A 14621-nucleotide genomic window follows, 5' to 3' on the forward strand; every position below is an offset into this window, starting at 1 on the left:
ATTTCCCACTGGCTAGACCAGGTAAGACCCCTTGTAGATGACAAGGTAGATCGGTCCGAGGTGTAAGCGTGGCAACACGTTCAGCTGACGGATACGAATCGGTCGAGGACTTCTCCTGAGTCGCTTCGACTGGTGGCAGGTTCTCATTCCGCATCCGGTTTTCAGGGTGCAACCCTGAATGATATAGGGTCTGGTGATGATGGCGGAGGGGACCCACCCGTTCCCATCCCGAACACGGAAGTTAAGCCCTCCAGCGCCGATGGTACTTGGGGCGAGAGCCCCTGGGAGAGTAGGACATCGCCGGGCAACAGAAACCACCCTCCTTCGATCCACAACGGATCGGGGAGGGTGGTTTTTCTTTTGGAGATGGACACCCTCTGGGTGTTTCGGTATGGGACGAGCTTGCGATCGCATAGTGTATTAGTACTAACCTGTCTCTGAAAAGGAGGAAGATAAAAAAACCACCGATCGCCATTTGTCCATGGCAGAAGGAAATCATCTCCTGATGACGTATACTTATATGATGCTGTAATGGTCTTTCCAAGGGGGATTGAGGGGGAATTCATCAGCAATTGGCTGTGATTGGTGGATGAACAGGCTTTTATTCTATGATATAATACTCTAGGGGGGTCAACAGGACGTTTGCCGCTGTCATATGTTGGTTACTAAGCTTGATGACTTTTGTAAACGCTGCCAAATTTGCGAAAGGTTATCAGAACACGCAATATTCTGATGATAATCCCGAAGAATAGGCAGGTGGTTTGAATATGAAGCTGACAACGAAGACCTTATTGGGGATTGTTCTCGGTCTTATCGTGGGCGTTATTTTACACGTCTATTTCCCCACCGTCTTTAAACCCTTAAACGATTGGCTCTTTGCTCCAGTCGGAGATCTCTTCATTAAAGCGATCAAGATGATCGTGGTCCCGCTAGTATTCTTCTCGATCGCGATGGGAGCAGCGGGGATTGCCAACCCTAAAAAATTGGGCCGCGTCGGGGGCAAGACGGTGCTTCTGTATCTGGTCACCACGGCCATCGCCATTTCTATTGCCCTGTTGCTGGCTAACGTGTTCTCCCCTGGTGAAGGGGTTGATGTACCGACTCCCGGAGAAACGGATATTGAAACCGCTCCGCCGGTGAAAGAAACTTTGATGAATATCATCCCGGAAAACCCGGTGCAGGCCCTGGCTGAAGGAGAAATGCTGCAGATTATTTTCTTTGCGCTCACCTTCGGGATTGGGATGGCTTTCCTCGGCGACAAGGTGCAGCGGGTTCGCGAATTTGTGGAACAAGCCAATGAAGTCATGATGCATCTGGTTCATATGCTGATGCGTGTGGTGCCCTATGCTGCCTTCGCCCTGATGGCCAAAGCCATCGGTGAAGCCGGTATCGACATGATCGGATCGATGGCTGTATATATGATTACCCTGTTGTTGGCCCTGGTGGTCCATGCTGCCCTCACCTACGGTCTTTTCTTAAAATTTGTGGCTAAGATAAGTCCGATCAAATTTTTCAAGACGATGTTTCCGGCGATGGAGGTGGCCTTTACCACCAGTTCCAGCGCCGCCACCCTGCCGGTGACGATGCAGCAGGTGGAAAAGGGACTCCAAGTGCCGCGGAGTGTCACCAGCTTTGTTCTTCCGCTGGGAGCAACCATCAACATGGACGGGACCTCGATCATGCAGGGGGTTGCATCCATCTTTATCGCCCAGGTGTACGGGATCGATCTTAGCATTATGCAACAATTGCTGATCATCCTGACCGCCACCTTGGCTTCCATCGGAACGGCCGCGGTGCCCTCCGCCGGAATCGTGATGCTGACCATCGTCTTCCCGACGGTGGGCTTGCCGCTGGAAGGTCTCGGCATCATTTTGGGTGTCGACCGGCTGCTCGATATGAGCCGCACGGCGATTAACATTGCTGGCGATGCGATGGTTGCCACCTGCGTCGCAAAATCGGAAGGCGAAGAGATCGAAGTGGACGAAAATGCCGGTATCCAATCCGCTTAATCAAATATGCACAACAAACGGTATCCGGAACAACCGGATACCGTTTTCTATTCCCGTTGGTACCAAGCGAGACCGGGAGCGGCGCGCCCCAGGTGAGACTTGTGCTAGAAAGTACAAAGCGAGACCGGGAAGTGGGATGCTGTATGCAGTTTCCCGTATTGAGGATCGACTTTATCACTAAATACGAACATCGCTATTTGTATAGACTGGTAACGTTCGGATTTTGTTGACTGCCCTTTTTCAGGCTGTTACAATGAAATTGAAATTGAATCAATGAATGACGGCATTCTCATATATGCCCGGGAATAGGGCTCGGGCGTTTCTACCCGGGGACCATAAATCCCTGGACTATGGGAAATGCTTTCCGTATGCGGATTTTTGCCCGGGCGGGAGGCGTTCCCTGTGAACCCCGTTCGGGCTGTTTACGTTCGGGAAAGAACAGGGATGGTATAGATAGAAAATGGAGGGACGAACATGGCGGAATCGAAGGTGGGCGTGATCATGGGCAGCCAGTCCGACTGGCCGACCATGCAGAAAGCGTGTGGAGTGTTGGAGGAATTGGAGGTTCCTTATGAAAAGCGGGTGGTTTCCGCTCATCGAACCCCCGATGAGATGTTTCGCTATGCGGAGACGGCCGGTGAGAGAGGCCTCGATGTTATCATCGCCGGGGCAGGGGGAGCTGCCCATTTGCCGGGGATGGTAGCGGCAAAGACGGTGTTGCCAGTTATCGGGGTTCCGATCAAATCCTCTACCTTAAACGGCCTGGATTCTCTGTTGTCGATCGTTCAAATGCCCGGCGGCGTTCCGGTGGCGACGGTCTCTATCGGAAACGCCGGTGCAGTCAATGCTGGGTTGTTGGCTGCGGAAATAGTGGGTATCAAAGACGCGGATCTTCGCAGCCGGCTTCAGCAACGGAGGGAAGCGATTCGTCAGCGCGTCGTGGAACATGCAGAGTTAAATGAGGAGTGAGCAATGAGCAAGGCGATGGAAGGGAAAAAGAAACAGACGATCTTGCCCGGTGCCACGATCGGGATACTGGGTGGCGGGCAATTGGGGCGGATGATCGCTCTTGAAGGAAAGAAGATGGGATATCGGTTTGTCACCCTGGATCCGGCACCGGACTGTCCGGGAAGTCAAACGGCGGATCGTCACATCACCGCTGCTTTTGATGACCTGGAAGCGGCTCGGCTGCTGGCTGAAGAAGCTGATCTGATCACCTACGAATTTGAAAATGTGGACGATTCGGTCGTTTGCGCTCTAGAAAACTCCGCCAATTTCCCTCAAGGCAGCCACCTGTTACGGCACACCCGTCATCGCATTCGGGAAAAGAAAGCTTTGGAAGCGGCGGGGGTCCCCGTTGCCCCTTACCGTGCGGTGTACAGTCGAGCTGATTTACATGAAGCGGTTCAGGCGCTGGGCTTCCCCTGTCTGCTAAAAACGGCCACCGGGGGTTACGATGGAAAGGGGCAGCAGGTGTTCCGTTCTCAGGCAGAGGTGGAGGCCAATCTGGAGCTGGAGACGGGTAGGGAATATGTTCTGGAACAGTGGGTCCCCTTTGACAAAGAAATCTCTGTGGTGGCTGCACGCAGCGTTTATGGTGAGGTGGCCACCTACCCTCCGGCTTGGAATATACACCGTCACCAGATTCTTCACCAGTCGATTGTACCAGCTCCGGTAGAGGAGACGGTGTTGGAACGGGCGGAGGCACTGGCGCGGCAGGTTGCGGAACAATTGGATGTGGCGGGGTTGATCGCCGTCGAGATGTTTCTGCTTCAGGACGGGACCATGTGGGTCAATGAATTGGCTCCTCGGCCCCACAACTCGGGCCATTACAGTTACGACGCCTGTGTCACCTCCCAGTTTGAGCAGCACCTGCGGGCCTTGTGCGGCCTTCCGCTTGGTTCCCCCCGACTGTTGACCCCGGCGGTGATGGTCAACATCCTGGGGGAGGATACGGGGTGGCTGTTCGACGCCATGAGGGCATTTTCCTCTAACGTAAAAGTCCATTGGTATGGAAAAGAGGAAAGCCGCCCCGGACGAAAAATGGGCCATGTGACCGTGTTGGCTCCCGATGTAAACCAGGCACTGGACACGGTGAAACAATGGAAAAAAACAGCTGAAATTGGACAGAGGGGTTGAAGGAAAAAGATGATCGAACGATATACCCGACCGGAAATGGGATCGATTTGGACCCATGAAAATCGTTATCGCGCCTGGCTGGAAGTGGAAATCCTCGCCTGTGAAGCCTGGGCGGAGCTGGGCGTGATTCCCGGAGAGGACGTGAAAAAAATCCGGGAACATGCCCGGATCGATGTGGACCGCATTTTGGAGATCGAGCAGGAGACGCGCCACGATGTGGTCGCCTTTACCCGGGCGGTGGCGGAGACATTGGGGCCGGAATCCAAGTGGGTTCATTACGGCCTTACCTCCACTGACGTGGTCGATACAGCGCTCTCGTACCTGCTCCGGCAGGCCAACGAGATCCTGTTAAAAGATGTGGATCGGTTCCTGGAGGTCTTAAGACAGAAGGCCTTGGAATACAAAGATACGGTGATGATGGGGAGAACGCACGGGGTGCACGCGGAGCCTACCACCTTCGGACTGAAAATGGCTTTGTGGTACGCCGAAATGAAGCGGAACCGGGAGCGTCTGGTGCAGGCGGCAGATACGGTGGCCTACGGGAAGATTTCCGGTGCTGTCGGCACCTACGCCAACATCGATCCCTTTGTGGAAGATTACGTCTGTAAGAAACTGGGACTGAAGCCGGCGCCGGTCTCCACTCAGACCCTGCAAAGGGATCGGCACGCGGAATATATGTCGGCCCTGACTCTCATCGCCACCTCGCTGGAGAAATTTGCCGTGGAAATCCGGGGGCTGCAAAAGAGCGAGACCCGGGAGGTGGAAGAAGCCTTCGGTAAAGGGCAAAAAGGCTCCTCAGCCATGCCTCATAAGCGGAACCCCGTCGGCTCCGAAAACATCACCGGACTTTCCCGGGTGGTGCGGGGACATCTGGTAACCGCGCTGGAAAATGTGGCCTTGTGGCATGAACGAGATATTTCCCACTCCTCGGCGGAGCGAGTGATCCTCCCGGATACCACTATCCTGCTCAACTATATGTTGAACCGGTTTGCCGGTATCGTGGAAAACTTGAGGGTGTTCCCGGAAAACATGAAGCGGAATATGGAACGGACCTATGGGTTGATTTACTCCCAACGGGTACTGCTCAGCCTGATCGACAAAGGACTGAAACGGGAAACAGCCTATGACCGGGTGCAGAAGCTGGCCATGCAAGCTTGGGAGGAGGCGAAGTCCTTCCGGGGGCTGGTAGAACAGGATGAAACCATCATGTCCACACTAACTCCGGAAGAAATCGAGGATGCCTTTGACTATCGCTATCACTTGAAACGGGTAGATGAGATCTTCCATCGGCTGGAGCTCTTGTAACAGTGGGCAGGGAGAAAATGACAGAGGAAGGGGAAACCGTGATGAGCGAGTCTTCCTTTTTATACGAAGGGAAAGCCAAAAAAATCTACCCAACCGATGACCCGAACGTGGTCCGGGTGGAGTACAAAGATGATGCCACCGCCTTTAACGGGGAGAAAAAAGGTTCGGTTCCCGGGAAGGGAGAGCTGAACAACCGAATCAGCGCCCTCCTTTTCACTTACCTGGGGAAGCGAGGCATTCCCCACCACTTTATCCGCACCCTGTCTGCCACGGAGCAGCTGGTGAAGCGGGTCAACATTCTCCCGGTGGAGGTGGTGGTCCGAAATCGGGTGGCCGGCTCTTTAGCCCGGCGGCTGGGATTGAAGGAAGGGAGCCTGTGTCCCTCGCCTCTGGTGGAGTTTTACTATAAAAATGACGAACGGGGTGATCCCTTAATTACGGAGGATCACATCGCGCTGATGGAGCTGGCCTCCCGGGAGCAGATCCGGCAGATGCGGGAGCGTGCGCTCCAGGTGAATGAGCTCCTGATCGAGCTGATGACAGAAAAGGGTGTCGATCTCATCGATTTCAAATTGGAATTTGGACAGGACGAGAACGGGAAGCTGCTCCTAGCCGATGAGATTTCTCCAGACACCTGCCGCTTCTGGGATCGGGGCACGGGAAAGAAACTGGATAAAGATCGTTTTCGCCACAGTTTGGGAGGCGTGGAGGATGCCTACTATGAAATCTGGACCCGTTTGGGAGGGGAAGACCGTGTATAAGGCGACGATTACTGTTCGTCTCAAAGAGAGCGTATTGGATCCGCAGGGAAGCGCCGTTCAAGGATCGCTCCATTCTCTCGGTTATGAAGAAGTGCGTCAGGTTCGCATCGGAAAGACGATGGAAGTCTGGTTGGAGACGGCCGATTTCCAGGAAGCGAGTGACCGGGTGGATGCCATGTGCCGGAAGCTTTTAGCCAATCCGGTGATCGAGGATTATGAATTTCGTCTGGAGAAAGGGGCTTAAATCATGCGCTTTGCCGTTCCGGTCTTTCCCGGTTCCAATTGTGATCAAGATTGTGCCAAAGCGGTGCGGGAGGTTTTGGAACGCCCCGCGGATTTGGTCTGGTATACCGAAGACAGCCTGGATAACTATGACGCCATCATCCTTCCCGGTGGATTTTCCTACGGGGATTACCTGCGGACGGGCGCGCTGGCCCGATTTTCTCCGGTGATGGAAGCCGTGGCTGAGGCGGCGGAAAAAGGGAAGCTGGTACTCGGCATCTGCAACGGTTTTCAGGTATTGCTGGAAGCCGGGTTGCTGCCGGGGGCGATGCGAGTAAACGATCACCTTCAGTTCCGCTGTTCCATCCAGACACTTCAGGTGGAGAACAACAGCTTGCCCTTTACCGCTTGCTATAAACAAGGAGAAATCATCCGTCTTCCCATCGCTCACGGCGAAGGTAATTATTATTGTGATGATCAAACGTTGCAGGAACTGGAAGATCGGGGGCAAATCGCCTTTCGATACCACGGAGAGAATCCCAATGGGTCGGTGGCCGGCATTGCCGGCATCGTCAACCGGCGTGGGAATGTGCTCGGGTTGATGCCCCATCCGGAACGGGCGATCCATGACTGGATGGGGTCCCGGGACGGGGCCCGTCTGTTCCGGTCGATGCTGCAATACTGGGAGGGGATGTACGGTGCAGCCTGAACAAAAGACAGATTCGGTGATGCAACGGGCTTCGGAAAAAGAGCCGACTCCGGAGATGATTCGGGACCAGGAGCTGTTCCGGGAGGTGGGGCTCTCTCTCGAGGAATTTAAGATGATCACTCATTATCTGGGCCGTCTCCCCAATTGGACAGAACTGGGGATCTACAGTGTCATGTGGTCGGAACACTGCAGCTACAAAAACTCCAAGCCCCTTCTCAAACGATTTCCGGTGGATGGGCCTCGCGTGGTGCAGGGGCCGGGGGAAGGGGCCGGCGCCCTTGATATTGGGGACGGGCAAGCAGTGGTGTTTAAGATCGAAAGCCACAACCACCCGAGTGCGGTGGAGCCCTTCCAGGGGGCAGCCACCGGCGTGGGCGGGATCATCCGCGATGTCTTCTCCATGGGTGCCCGCCCGGTCGCCCTGCTCAACTCCCTGCGTTTTGGGCAACTCCACCATCCCCGTGTGCGCTATCTGTTTGAACAGGCGGTGGCGGGGATCGCCCACTACGGCAATGTGATCGGCATCCCCACTGTCGGCGGCGAAGTGGAGTTTGACGCCAGTTATGATGGCAATCCCCTGGTTAACGCCATGTGTGTCGGCGTGCTTCCTCAGGAGGAACTGCAGAAAGGAGTGGCCCGGGGGAAGGGAAACCCGGTGATTTATGTGGGAGCCAGCACCGGCCGGGATGGGATCCACGGAGCCACCTTCGCCTCGGAAGAGTTAGGCGAAGATGCCGAAGAGAAACGTCCTTCCGTTCAGGTGGGCGATCCTTTCATGGAGAAACTGTTGCTGGAAGCCTGCATGGAGCTAGTTAAAAAGAACATCTTGATCGGGATTCAAGATATGGGAGCTGCCGGTCTCACCTCTTCCAGCACGGAAATGGCCGCCAAAGGGGAGAGCGGTATGGAGTTGGACCTGGATCAGGTGCCCCAGCGGGAAACGGGGATGACCCCCTACGAGATCATGCTGTCGGAATCCCAGGAACGGATGCTGTTGGTGGTGGAAGACGGCCGTGAGGGGGAGGTTCAGCAAGTGCTGGACAAGTGGGGGCTTCAATCTGCGGTCGTCGGCCGGGTCACTGCAGATGGCCGCTACCGGATCCGCCACCGGGGGAACATCGTGGCGGACATCCCTGTCAACACCCTGGTGGATGATGCCCCGGTGCAGTACAGAAGCGGGGTGGAACCTGCTTACTACCGGGAAAACGCCGATGTGCAGCCGGAAAAAAGCTTGTCACAGGTCGACCCGGTTGATGCGCTGAAGCGGGTGTTGGCCTCGCCCAACGTGGCCAGCAAAGAGTGGGTTTACCGACAATACGACCATATGGTGCGGACCAGCACCGCTGTGCGGCCGGGCTCTGATGCTGCTGTCGTGGTGCTGGATGGTCTGGATAAAGCGCTGGCCATGTCCACCGATGGTAACAGCCGTTACGTCTACCTGGATCCCCGCGAAGGCGGAGCTGTCGCCGTCGCCGAAGCGGCGCGCAACGTGGTCTGCTCCGGTGCCCAGCCGCTGGGGATCACCGATTGCCTCAACTTCGGGAGCCCGGAGAAGCTGGAGGTCTTCTGGCAGCTGGAACAGGCCGTGGATGGAATGAGCGAAGCCTGCCGCCGCCTGGAGACACCAGTCGTGGGAGGCAATGTCAGCCTTTACAACGAATCGAAGGGAACGATTCATCCCAGTCCGATCGTAGGCATGGTCGGGTTGGTGGAGAACCGTCGCCATATCACCACCCAATCCTTTAAAAGGGATGGGGATCGTCTCTTCCTGCTGGGAGAGACGAAGGCCGAATTAGGTGGAAGCGAATTGCAGTCGGTCATCGAAGGGAAAGTGGCGGGACGGCCGCCCCGGGTCGATCTGGAGGTGGAAGCCAAGCTGCATCAAGGAATCCTGGCCGCCATTCGAAAGGGGTGGGTCTCTTCCGCCCACGATTGCTCTAATGGCGGCGTCGCCGTCACCTTGGCCGAATCCACCTTCGGCGAGGGCCTGGGAGCAGAGGTGGATGTCACCAGTCCGTGGGACCCCATTGTGTTCCTGTTTAGTGAAAGCCAGTCCCGGGCGGTGTTGAGCATTCCTCCGCAGCACGGGGACGCTTTCCGCCAGTTGCTGGAAGAAATGGGGGTTCCCTGTGCCGAGATCGGGCGCGTGACCGGGGATCGACTCACCGTACGCGTTAACGGACAGCAGGTGATCGATACGCCGGTACAGGATCTCCGATCCATCTGGGAAGGGGCGATACCATGCGAGATGAATCGGTCTTCGACGAATTAAAAGAGGAGTGCGGCGTCTTTGGCGTCGTCGGTCATCCCGATGCGGCCCAGTTAACCTATTACGGCTTGCATGCGCTGCAGCATCGCGGGCAGGAGAGTGCGGGCATGGTGGTGAGCGCAGGCACCGGCTTCCGCTACCACCGCAGCATGGGTTTGGTCAACGAAGTGTTTAACGATGACATTTTGCAGGGGATGGCGGGACACAGCGCTATCGGACACGTCCGCTATTCCACCTCGGGGGAAAGCTTATTAACCAATGCCCAGCCCCTAGTCTTTCACCATCAAGTCGTGGGGCAGTTGGCCTTGGCTACCAACGGTAATCTGGTTAACGCCGCTTCCCTCAAGGAGGCGTTGGAACAGGAGGGTGCGGTCTTTCACACCACTTCGGATACAGAAGTGATCGCCCGTCTGATCGCTCGGTCCCGCCAGGAAAAGCTGGAGGATGCCGTACAGGAAGCGCTCCGACAATTAGTCGGTGCCTATGCTTTGCTGATTTTGACCAACGATTGCTTGCTGGTGGCTCAAGATCCTCACGGACTTCGACCACTTGCTATGGGCATGTTGGGAGATGCTTACGTTTTTTCTTCGGAAACCTGCGCTTTTGATGTGGTGGGAGCGGAAACACTACGGGCCGTGCAGCCGGGGGAGCTGATCACCATCGACCTGGAGGGGCGGAAAGGGGTAAAGAGCCGCACCTTCGCTTCACCGGCCCCACGGGCGGTCTGTTCCTTCGAGTATATTTACTTTGCCCGCCCCGACAGCGACATCGATGGCATCAATGTTCATATGGCCCGGAAAAGCTTGGGGCGACGCCTATACAGGGAATCCCCCGTCGAAGCGGATGTGGTGACCGGGGTACCAGATTCCAGCACATCGGCAGCGATCGGGTTTGCCGAAGCGGCAGGCATTCCCTATGAATTGGGACTGATCAAAAACCGCTATGTGGGCCGCACTTTTATTCAACCGAGTCAGGAGTTGCGGGAACAAGGGGTGAAGATGAAGCTGTCGGCTGTGCGCAAAGTGGTGGAAGGAAAAAGGGTGGTGATGATCGACGACTCCATCGTCCGGGGCACCACCAGCCGTCGGATCGTCAAGATGCTGAAGGAGGCCGGCGCCACAGCGGTCCATGTTCGGATCAGCGCCCCGCCCGTCAAATATTCCTGTTTCTACGGCATCGACACCTCGGACCGGAAGCAGCTGATCGCCGCCGATCACACTGTGGAAGAAATCCGCAAGCTGATCGGAGCTGACAGCCTCTCCTTTTTGAGTGAAGAAGGGTTGGTAGAGGCGGTGAGACGCCCACAGGAGACGGAAACCTGCGGTCATTGCCTCGCCTGCTTCAATGGAAATTATCCCACGGCGATCGAAGATGCGAAGCCGGTGACGACGGGAGGGAATGTCGGATGAGCGAAGCTTATCGCCAGGCCGGCGTCGATATCGATGCCGGCAATCAGGCTGTGCAACAGATCAAAGATCATGTAAAACGGACCCATCGTCCGGAGGTGATAGGAGGAATCGGCGGGTTCGGCGGTCTTTTCCGTCTCAAGGGTTACCGAGAACCGGTGTTAGTATCTGCCACAGATGGCGTGGGGACGAAATTGAAGATCGCCTTCGCCATGGATCGACACGATACCATCGGGGTGGATTGTGTCGCCATGTGTGTCAACGATTTGGTGGTTCAGGGAGCGGAGCCTCTCTTTTTCCTGGATTATCTGGCCACTGGCAAGCTACATCCGGATCAGGTGGAAGCGATCGTTAAAGGAATTGCCGACGGGTGTGAAAAGGCCGGTTGTGCCTTGATCGGGGGCGAGACGGCGGAGATGCCGGGGATGTACAACGGCGGGGAATACGATGTGGCCGGCTTCACGGTGGGAGCGGTGGAAGCGAGCCGTCTGGCGGATGGACGCCACATCCGTCCCGGGGATGCGATCCTGGGACTGGCTTCCGATGGACTGCACAGCAACGGTTATTCCCTTGTCCGCAAGGTTTTACTGCGGGACGGGGTAAGTCGGTTGGAGCAGCCAGTTCCCTGGGATGCAAAAACCACTTGGGGAGAGGTGCTGCTGACACCGACTCGCATTTATGTAAAAGCTTATCGATCCCTGTTGGAGCAGTTTCAAGTGAAGGGAGGCGCTCACATCACCGGAGGCGGGTTGCAGGAAAATGTTCCTCGCATGCTTCCTCCAGGCTGTGCCGCCCGTATTGATCGGGGAAGCTGGCCGGTGCCGGATCTCTTTCCCACCTTGGCTGAAGAGGGTGATCTGAACGCCGACGATCTGTACCGCACCTTCAATATGGGGATCGGGATGGTATTGTTTGTCCCGGAAAAAGAGGCGGACGATGTCCAGCGAGCCGCGATTGAAGCTGGAGAACGGGCGTATCGGATCGGCGAAGTGATCCAAGGGGATGGAGTTACCTGGACAGGGAGGAATCCATTTTGAGCATCGCTGTATTTGCATCAGGAAGCGGAAGTAATTTTGAGGCTCTGGTCGAACGGTCCCAGTCCCAGGGTTGGCCGGAACCGATCAGTCTGTTGGTCTGTGACCAGCCTGGAGCTCCGGTGTTGGAACGGGCTAAAAGGCTGGGAATTCCGACTGCGGTCTATCACCCCTCCGATTATAAGAACAAGGCAGCCTATGAGGAGGAGGTGCTCGCCTGTCTGCGGGAGCGAGGGATTCGCCTGATTCTCTTGGCCGGTTATATGCGGATTGTGGGACCGGTTCTCTTGCAGGCGTATCGGTGGCGGATATTGAACATCCACCCTTCCCTGCTCCCTGCATTTCAGGGGAAAAATGCCGTGGAGGAAGCACTCAACTATGGGGTCCGCTGGACCGGGGTCACCGTTCATTGGGTGGATGAAGGGATCGATACCGGACCGATCGTGGATCAGAAGCCCGTGCTGGTGGAACCGGAAGATACAGTGGACACCTTGCAGAAAAAAATCCAATTTGTGGAGCATAATCTGTACCCCGCGGTGGTTCGCAAACTGTTGACCGGACGAATCGCTCCGCCGGAGGCTGCTGGCGGAGATCTACATCGAGAATGATTACTGAGGAGGAATTAAATTTGAAACCCATCCGACGGGCATTGATCAGCGTATCCGATAAAACCGGCATCGCCGAACTGGCCGAAAAACTGTCCCGACACGGGGTGGAGATCGTATCTACGGGAGGGACGCGCGAGCGGTTGGTGGATGCGGGCATCCCCGTGATCGGCGTTTCGGAAGTGACCGGCTTTCCCGAGATTCTGGACGGTCGGGTCAAAACGCTGCACCCTCGGATTCATGCCGGGTTGCTGGCGGCTCGCGATCATCAAGACCATCTTCGCCAACTGAAAGAGCACCACATCGATCCCTTCGACTTAGTGGTGATCAATCTGTATCCTTTCCAACAAACGATCGCCCAACCCGGTGTGACCCGGGAGGAAGCTATTGAAAATATCGATATCGGAGGCCCGTCCATGGTGCGGTCGGCGGCGAAAAACCACCGGGATGTCACGGTCCTGGTCGACCCCGCCGATTACGATGAGGTCCTGGAACAGGTGGCTCAGGGTGGAGTCAATCAAGAGACGCGGGAGCGTCTGGCGGCAAAAGCATTCCGTCACACGGCTGCCTACGATGCCTTGATCGCCCGCTATCTGACGGAACAGACCGGCGAAGAGCACCCGGAGAAATACACGGTCACCTTTGATAAAGCACAGGACCTGCGCTACGGGGAAAACCCGCACCAGTCCGCCGCTTTTTACAAAGAGCCGCTTCCCCGTCGAGCCTCTTTGGCGATGGCGGAACAGCTTCACGGCAAACCTCTCTCCTATAACAACATCAACGATGCCAACGCGGCATTGGAGATCGTCTCCGAATTCGCACAGCCGGCTGTGGTGGCGGTTAAGCACATGAACCCTTGCGGTGTCGGTGTGGGGGATCACCTTGCCGAGGCTTACCGCAAAGCTTATGAGTCGGATCCGGTCTCGATTTTTGGCGGTATCATCGCCCTGAACCGGACTGTCGACGAGGAGTGCGCCCGGATGTTGAAGGAGATTTTCCTGGAGATCATTATGGCCCCTGACTTTGAGGAAGAAGCGCTGGCGGTGTTGAAACAAAAGAAAAATCTGCGGCTGCTTAAGTTGAACGACTTGAAGCGAGGTGGGGAGACGATCGCCGATCGTCTGCAGACGGTACGGGAAGGGGCCTTGGTTCAGAAAGAAGATATCAAGGATATCCGGCGGGAAGATTGCCAAGTCGTAACCAGCCGGCAACCGACGGAAGCGGAGTGGGAGCAGCTTCTCTTTTCCTGGAAAATCGTCAAGCACGTGAAGTCCAACGCCATCGTCCTGGCTCGGGACTTCCGAACCACCGGTGTGGGAGCCGGTCAGATGAACCGTGTCGGCTCCGCGCGCATCGCCATCGAACAGGCAGGAGAAAGTGCAGCGGGCTCCGTATTGGCTTCCGATGCCTTTTTCCCGATGAAAGATACGGTGGAGACAGCGGCAGAAGCGGGGATCAAAGCGATTATCCAGCCCGGCGGCTCCATCCGGGACGAGGAGTCCATCGAGGAAGCGGATCGGCGTGGGATCGCCATGGTCTTTACCCATACCCGCCATTTTAAACATTGACGACCCGTTAACATACGAACCCTTTCCGGCGTATATATAAAAGACCAGAACGCCGAGGGAGGGTTTGCTATGCATATGATTCGATGGTCGCTTATCTTTGTCTTCCTTACGCTTTCCCTCATGTGGCTGACAGTTTACTGGGGCTGGTATGATCCGACCTCCTGGCAATACAGCATTCGGGTGGCGGGTGGAATCTATTTTCTGCTTGCCCTGGCGATGAGTGGGATCATGTCGATCCCCAGTGTGCGTCGAAAATCCAATCGGACTCCGGATGAGCGGGTGGATTGGTCCTTTATCTTTATCGTGGTTACTATTGCGCTATTTGGAATCAGCCTCTGGTTTGATTAACCATGGATTCCGATAGAAGGCGGCCGGACCGATCCAGCCGCAAGGGGACAAGCCCTGAGACGTTGCTACAAGGAGGGTAGCGTTTGCTCGAAACGACTGGCTGTTCCAGGGCTTAGAAGATAAATAAGCTCAGACTTGACGCAAGATTGGTGCTCGATGGATGAAGTGTCAGGTTTCGAGTAAACGTCGCCGTGTCCTGTTATAGGACAAGCATAGACCCCCATAATGCGAACGATACTTCCCCAA

General features: G+C 56.0%; 13 protein-coding genes, 2 rRNA genes and 1 riboswitch. All 15 genes read left to right on the forward strand.

Going from position 1 to position 14621, the window contains the following annotated elements; all coding sequences use genetic code 11:
• Positions 1–118: ribosomal RNA gene (locus BLP91_RS12795) — 23S ribosomal RNA — on the forward strand; the annotation flags it as partial.
• Positions 119–189: 71 nt separating this feature from the next.
• A 5S ribosomal RNA gene (gene rrf, locus BLP91_RS12800) occupies positions 190–306 on the forward strand.
• A 461-nt stretch (positions 307–767) separates the two neighbouring features.
• Positions 768–2009 carry a dicarboxylate/amino acid:cation symporter gene (locus BLP91_RS12805; protein WP_091571791.1) on the forward strand — a complete coding sequence of 414 codons (1242 nt, stop codon included), beginning with the start codon at positions 768–770 and terminating at the stop codon, positions 2007–2009.
• 269 nt (positions 2010–2278) lie between these two features.
• A riboswitch (purine riboswitch) is annotated at positions 2279–2380 on the forward strand.
• Positions 2381–2483: 103 nt separating this feature from the next.
• A complete protein-coding gene (gene purE, locus BLP91_RS12810; RefSeq protein WP_091571794.1) occupies positions 2484–2978 on the forward strand; it encodes a 5-(carboxyamino)imidazole ribonucleotide mutase in 495 nt (164 codons plus the stop codon).
• A gap of 15 nt (positions 2979–2993) precedes the next feature.
• Positions 2994–4148 (forward strand): 5-(carboxyamino)imidazole ribonucleotide synthase, encoded by a 1155-nt coding sequence (purK, locus tag BLP91_RS12815; RefSeq protein ID WP_091571968.1) that lies wholly within the window; start codon positions 2994–2996, stop codon positions 4146–4148.
• 9 nt (positions 4149–4157) lie between these two features.
• Positions 4158–5453: an adenylosuccinate lyase gene (gene purB / locus BLP91_RS12820; RefSeq protein WP_091571797.1), complete on the forward strand. Its 1296-nt coding sequence runs from the start codon at positions 4158–4160 to the stop codon at positions 5451–5453.
• Between the two features lie 41 nt (positions 5454–5494).
• On the forward strand, positions 5495–6214 hold the full coding sequence (gene purC / locus BLP91_RS12825) for a phosphoribosylaminoimidazolesuccinocarboxamide synthase (protein WP_176757969.1): 720 nt from the start codon (positions 5495–5497) through the stop codon (positions 6212–6214).
• Positions 6174–6458, forward strand: a complete 285-nt coding sequence (gene purS / locus BLP91_RS12830) for a phosphoribosylformylglycinamidine synthase subunit PurS (protein WP_425412228.1) — start codon at positions 6174–6176, stop codon at positions 6456–6458. Before purC ends, purS begins: the two co-directional genes overlap by 41 nt.
• A 3-nt stretch (positions 6459–6461) precedes the next feature.
• Entirely contained in the window at positions 6462–7145 is a 684-nt protein-coding gene (purQ, locus tag BLP91_RS12835) for a phosphoribosylformylglycinamidine synthase subunit PurQ (RefSeq protein ID WP_091571804.1), read from the forward strand.
• A gap of 19 nt (positions 7146–7164) precedes the next feature.
• Positions 7165–9417, forward strand: coding sequence for a phosphoribosylformylglycinamidine synthase subunit PurL (gene purL, locus BLP91_RS12840; RefSeq protein WP_091571973.1), 2253 nt, complete (start codon positions 7165–7167; stop codon positions 9415–9417).
• Positions 9387–10823 carry an amidophosphoribosyltransferase gene (gene purF / locus BLP91_RS12845; RefSeq protein WP_091571806.1) on the forward strand — a complete coding sequence of 479 codons (1437 nt, stop codon included), beginning with the start codon at positions 9387–9389 and terminating at the stop codon, positions 10821–10823. The genes purL and purF overlap by 31 nt, the downstream gene beginning before the upstream one ends.
• On the forward strand, positions 10820–11857 hold the full coding sequence (gene purM, locus BLP91_RS12850) for a phosphoribosylformylglycinamidine cyclo-ligase (RefSeq protein ID WP_091571809.1): 1038 nt from the start codon (positions 10820–10822) through the stop codon (positions 11855–11857). The genes purF and purM overlap by 4 nt, the downstream gene beginning before the upstream one ends.
• Complete coding sequence (gene purN / locus BLP91_RS12855) at positions 11854–12462, forward strand: phosphoribosylglycinamide formyltransferase (RefSeq protein WP_091571811.1); 609 nt, start codon at positions 11854–11856, stop codon at positions 12460–12462. The genes purM and purN overlap by 4 nt, the downstream gene beginning before the upstream one ends.
• On the forward strand, positions 12459–14027 hold the full coding sequence (gene purH / locus BLP91_RS12860; protein ID WP_091571814.1) for a bifunctional phosphoribosylaminoimidazolecarboxamide formyltransferase/IMP cyclohydrolase: 1569 nt from the start codon (positions 12459–12461) through the stop codon (positions 14025–14027). The genes purN and purH overlap by 4 nt, the downstream gene beginning before the upstream one ends.
• Positions 14028–14096: 69 nt before the next feature.
• Entirely contained in the window at positions 14097–14375 is a 279-nt protein-coding gene (locus BLP91_RS12865; protein WP_091571817.1) for a hypothetical protein, read from the forward strand.
• Positions 14376–14621: the final 246 nt, after the last annotated feature.

The sequence above is a fragment of the Melghirimyces thermohalophilus genome (assembly GCF_900102685.1).
Taxonomy (GTDB): Bacteria; Bacillota; Bacilli; order Thermoactinomycetales; family DSM-45169; genus Melghirimyces; species Melghirimyces thermohalophilus.

Coding starts and splice junctions, on each gene's coding strand:
- purQ (WP_091571804.1), top strand. CDS start 6,462: ATGCGCTTTGCCGTTCCGGTCTTTCCCGGTTCCAATTGTGATCAAGAT.
- purS (WP_425412228.1), top strand. CDS start 6,174: ATGAAATCTGGACCCGTTTGGGAGGGGAAGACCGTGTATAAGGCGACG.
- purL (WP_091571973.1), top strand. CDS start 7,165: ATGCAACGGGCTTCGGAAAAAGAGCCGACTCCGGAGATGATTCGGGAC.
- purF (WP_091571806.1), top strand. CDS start 9,387: ATGCGAGATGAATCGGTCTTCGACGAATTAAAAGAGGAGTGCGGCGTC.
- purC (WP_176757969.1), top strand. CDS start 5,495: ATGAGCGAGTCTTCCTTTTTATACGAAGGGAAAGCCAAAAAAATCTAC.
- purK (WP_091571968.1), top strand. CDS start 2,994: ATGGAAGGGAAAAAGAAACAGACGATCTTGCCCGGTGCCACGATCGGG.
- purE (WP_091571794.1), top strand. CDS start 2,484: ATGGCGGAATCGAAGGTGGGCGTGATCATGGGCAGCCAGTCCGACTGG.
- purH (WP_091571814.1), top strand. CDS start 12,459: ATGATTACTGAGGAGGAATTAAATTTGAAACCCATCCGACGGGCATTG.
- purB (WP_091571797.1), top strand. CDS start 4,158: ATGATCGAACGATATACCCGACCGGAAATGGGATCGATTTGGACCCAT.
- purM (WP_091571809.1), top strand. CDS start 10,820: ATGAGCGAAGCTTATCGCCAGGCCGGCGTCGATATCGATGCCGGCAAT.
- BLP91_RS12805 (WP_091571791.1), top strand. CDS start 768: ATGAAGCTGACAACGAAGACCTTATTGGGGATTGTTCTCGGTCTTATC.
- BLP91_RS12865 (WP_091571817.1), top strand. CDS start 14,097: ATGCATATGATTCGATGGTCGCTTATCTTTGTCTTCCTTACGCTTTCC.